The sequence below is a fragment of the uncultured Fretibacterium sp. genome (assembly GCF_938030725.1).
Taxonomy (GTDB): Bacteria; Synergistota; Synergistia; order Synergistales; family Aminobacteriaceae; genus Fretibacterium.
This window is the reverse complement of record NZ_CALHIQ010000096.1, coordinates 1-4,037: the sequence shown is the minus strand read 5'-3', so window position 1 is coordinate 4,037 and position 4,037 is coordinate 1. Positions and strand designations below refer to the sequence as shown.

At 65.2% G+C, this 4,037-nt stretch carries 4 protein-coding genes and 1 pseudogene; all 5 read right to left on the bottom strand.

The window, feature by feature from the left end; all coding sequences use genetic code 11:
• Window positions 1-126: 126 nt before the first annotated feature.
• The gene (locus Q0629_RS05995) at window positions 127-531 is read right to left on the bottom strand and encodes an OadG family protein (protein WP_298780186.1); all 405 of its coding nucleotides are present in this window, start codon (window positions 529-531) and stop codon (window positions 127-129) included.
• Between the two features lie 20 nt (window positions 532-551).
• Window positions 552-2,111: an acyl-CoA carboxylase subunit beta gene (locus tag Q0629_RS05990; RefSeq protein ID WP_298780183.1), complete on the bottom strand. Its 1,560-nt coding sequence runs from the start codon at window positions 2,109-2,111 to the stop codon at window positions 552-554.
• 227 nt (window positions 2,112-2,338) lie between these two features.
• Window positions 2,339-2,806, bottom strand: coding sequence for a DUF6672 family protein (locus Q0629_RS05985; RefSeq protein ID WP_298780181.1), 468 nt, complete (start codon window positions 2,804-2,806; stop codon window positions 2,339-2,341).
• Window positions 2,803-3,933 carry an ABC transporter permease gene (locus Q0629_RS05980; RefSeq protein ID WP_298780179.1) on the bottom strand — a complete coding sequence of 377 codons (1,131 nt, stop codon included), beginning with the start codon at window positions 3,931-3,933 and terminating at the stop codon, window positions 2,803-2,805. The genes Q0629_RS05985 and Q0629_RS05980 overlap by 4 nt, the downstream gene beginning before the upstream one ends.
• Window positions 3,930-4,037: pseudogene (locus Q0629_RS05975) on the bottom strand (ABC transporter permease); the annotation flags it as partial. The pseudogene Q0629_RS05975 and the gene Q0629_RS05980, both read right to left, overlap by 4 nt.

The window sequence follows — 4,037 nt, the reverse complement described above, 5'->3', positions numbered from 1 at the left end:
TACCATCCACGACAACTCTATACTTATTCACTGCCGATACAACTCCCTTCAAAAAATATGCAGACGCGCCCTCGCGAGGGCACAGGATCGATCGTCTTGTCTGGCCCGCCCCTTTGGGGTGCGGGGTCAGCGTTTCCAGCCCCGGTCCACGGAGCGCGAGATCAGGTTCAGGACGCCCGACGCCCTCCAGGCCCTGGTCCATCGGGCGCTCTCACGGGCGGTTCCCACCGCCTCAGGCGCGATGGAAACGATCCGCCCCGACCCGCCCGTGGCGGTCAGGATGGCCGCCGTGATGGCCGCCACCACCTTGGCCTGAGCGCCCTCGGCCCGAACTGCGAAAGCAGCGGGAGCGCTCTGGGGCCGCTCGCGCGCTGAGGCGCCGTCATCCGGCTTCGGCCTCTCGCCAGCAGCGAAGATGCGCATGGCGAAGATCACGAGCGTCAGCCCAAACAGGACGATGAACACGATGGAAAAGGCCACGAGGCTGACGTAGGCCGCGCCGGACAGCCCGTCAAAATGCATAGCGTTCATGGATTACACCTCCTGAGGGCTCAGTGAGGAATGACGCCGTGCTTCTTGTCGGGCCGCGAGACGCGCTTGCTCTCCAGCGCGTTCAGGGCCTGCCAGATGGAGAGCCGGGTTTCCTCGGGCAGGATCACGCGGTCCACGAGGCCGCGCTCCGCCGCCACGTAGGGGTTGGCGAAGGCCTTGCGGTACTCCTCGATCTTCTCGGCGCGGGTCTCCTCCGGATTGCCGGCCTCGGCGATCTCCTTGCGGAAGACGATGTTCGCGGCGCCCTCGGCGCCCATGACCGCGATCTCCGCCTGGGGCCACGCAAAGACGACGTCGGCGCCCAGTGACTTGCTGGCCATGGCCAGGTAGGCGCCGCCGTAGGCCTTGCGCAGGATGACGGTAATCAGGGGAACGGTCGCCTCGCTGTAGGCGTAGAGGAGCTTCGCGCCGTGGCGGATGATCCCGTTGTGCTCCTGGGTCACTCCGGGCAGGTAGCCGGGCACGTCAACGAAGGTCAGGATCGGCAGGTTGAAGGCGTCGCAGTGGCGGATGAAGCGGCTGGCCTTGTCGGAGGCGTTGATGTCGAGGCAGCCGGCCATCACCCTGGCCTGGTTGGCGATGATGCCGACGGAGCGTCCGCCGATGCGGCCGTAGCCCGTCAGGATGTTCTGAGCCCAGCCGGCCTGGACCTCGGTGAACTCGCCGTCGTCCAGCACCTTGCGCAGGACTTCGTGGACGTCGTAGCCGACGTTGGGGTTCGTCGGGACGGCCTCCCGGAGCGAGGGGTCCGCGCGGTCCACGGGGTCGTCCGTGGGCTTATCGGGCGCATCGTCCAGGTTGTTGAGGGGCAGGTAGGAGAGCACCTTGCGGATCTGAGCGAAGCACTCCTGCTCGTCGGCCGCCATGAAGTGCGCGTTGCCGCTGATGTTGTTGTGGGTGGCGGCACCGCCCAGGGCCTCGCTGGTGACCTCCTCGCCCGTCACGGCCTTGATGACCGCAGGGCCGGTGATGTGCATAATGCCCGTCTTGTTGACCATAAAGATGAAGTCGGTGAGGGCGGGGCTGTAGACCGCGCCTCCCGCCGTGGGGCCCATGATGACGGAGAACTGCGGGATGACGCCGCTCGCGTGGGTGTTGCGGAAGAATATCTTGCCGTACCCGTTCAGGGCGTCGATGGCCTCCTGGATGCGGGCGCCCCCAGAGTCGTTCAGCCCGATCACCGGGCAGCCCATCTCCATCGCCAGGTCCATGACCTTGCAGATCTTGTCCGCGTGCATCTCGCCCAGGGAGCCGCCCAGGACGGTGAAGTCCTGGCTGAAGACGACGACCTTGCGGCCGTCGATGGTGCCCCAACCGGTCACGACGCCGTCGCCCAGTGGCTTGGTCTTCTCCAGTCCGAAGTTCGTGCAGCGATGGGTCACGAATTCATCAATCTCCACGAAGGAGCCGGGGTCCAGCAGCTGATCGATCCGCTCGCGGGCCGTCCCCTTCCCCTTCTCCTTCTGTTTGGCAATGGCCTTTTCTCCGCCTCCGTTGAAGGCGGCTGCGCGCTTCCCCCTGAGCTCCTCGCAGAGCTCCTCCATGGTGCGAAATCCCATCTCCGACAACTTCCTCCTTAAAAGCCCTGCCTGGGGCAGGGGCCTTGATCATGGACGTCCCTGATTCGACGTCCGCGTCGGCTGCACGATCAATCGCATACTCTTTTTCAAAACCGCCATCAGAATACCACAGAAAGGGCCCCGTTGCCAGACGAAAAACGTTTTTTACCCCGGCTCTGCGCGCACCGCAAAAAACGGGGCGGCCCGCAGGGGCCGTCCCGATGAAGTCAGGGGTTCGCCGGCACGGCAGGGACCTCCTCCCCCGCGCCGGGCGCCAGAGCGTCTTCCGAGGCGGCCGCCTCCGGAGCGGGGGTCTGCTGCGAGGCCGGCGGCGGCAGGATGAAGTCCCGGCTCGCGGCCATCAGGGGGAAGCTCAGCATCAGGTCCTTGCCGAATCCCACCCGCACCTCGCGCTCCACGAGTTCCACGTCGCTTCCGGGGTCCTCGATCTCCACCCTCAGGGAGAACGCAGGGCCCACGACCTTCACCATATCGCGGTCACGGGGGTAGAGCTCCACGGGCTCGGCGCCGTTCACGCTGACGCGGACCTCCTGAAGGGCCTTGAAGGTCTTGCCCTCCAGCTCGATCGTCTTGTTGTCCAGGAGGACCTGGTGCTCGCGCCCAACGTAGAACAGCCACACTCCAAGGGCGACGAGGAGGACCAGGGCCAGCGCCCTCTGAAGGAAGCGCATCATGCCTCCTCCCCCCCTTCCGCGGGGCCGCGCAGGCTCCGGCGGGACGCCTCCCGGTCCCGGTTGCGCTTCCACGCATGGAGCACCAGGGCGATGGCGATGATCCCGTAGGAAACGAAGACGCGGAAGTACTCCCCGATCTGGGCCTGCCCCATCAGGTTCTTGCCCGCCATGGGTGCCACGATGAACATCAGGTGGAACAGGACCACGCCCGCGAAGACGTTGGCGATGCTCGCGCGGGAAACGCTGGCCCCCCCGATGAGCAGGGCCGCGATGGAGAACATGCCCACCTGCTCATGGCTGTTGTAGGTGTTGAGGGTCCCCATGTTCTGCAGGTAGATGACCTGTCCGTAGCAGGCCAGGACGGTGGAGATTACGATCGCGATGATGCGCGTCCGGTTCACCGCGATGCCCGCGCTGTCGGCGACGGGCTGACTCTGCCCGATGGCGCGCATGTCCTGTCCCAGCTTCGTGCGGCGGAACCACACGATGAAGAGGCAGAAGACGGCGATCACGAGAAGGGTGGCGAGGGGCACGCGCACCGTCCCTCCGAAGAAGGGGAAGGAAACGGGGACCAGGTTGTCCAGCACGCCGCGGATGCCCTGCAGGTTCACCGTGTTCCGCACGCCGTAGCGGCGGGAGAGGAGGATGACGGGGTTCGAGATGGGGATGATCCAGCCCATGAAGTACAGCACCACCAGCTGGTACAGCCCGTTGATGAAGAAGCCCAGGATGTAGGACGTCACCATCTCCTGCCCCTTGGCCCGGTTCAGCACGTTACCGCAGAGGATCCCCAGCAGAATGGCGATGGGGGTCCCCACCAGCATGGCCAGCGCCATGCCGGGGATGCCCACGATGGCCCAGTCGGAGATCAGGATCAGCCCGATCTGCCCGGCCATGGCCCCCAGCACCATGCCGAAGTTCAGCCCCATGCCCGCCATGATGGGGATCAGGAGGGACAGGATCAAGAACGAGTTTCGCCCGATCCGGATCAGGAGCTCCTGGACCAGGTGGCTGACCGAGAAGCCGGACAGGGGGATGGCCACGGCGGAGATCGCAATGAAGACGATGGGGACCGCATTGTCCGCCAGGAACGTCAGGGGGTTCCAGTTTCTGCCTGTTTTGCTCATCGTTTCAGCCTCACCTTTCTCGTCAGGGCGTAGAGGATCATCCCGTTGCTGACGATGATGCGGATGACCTCGGACATGTCCGTCTGAAGCACGCTGTTGATGAC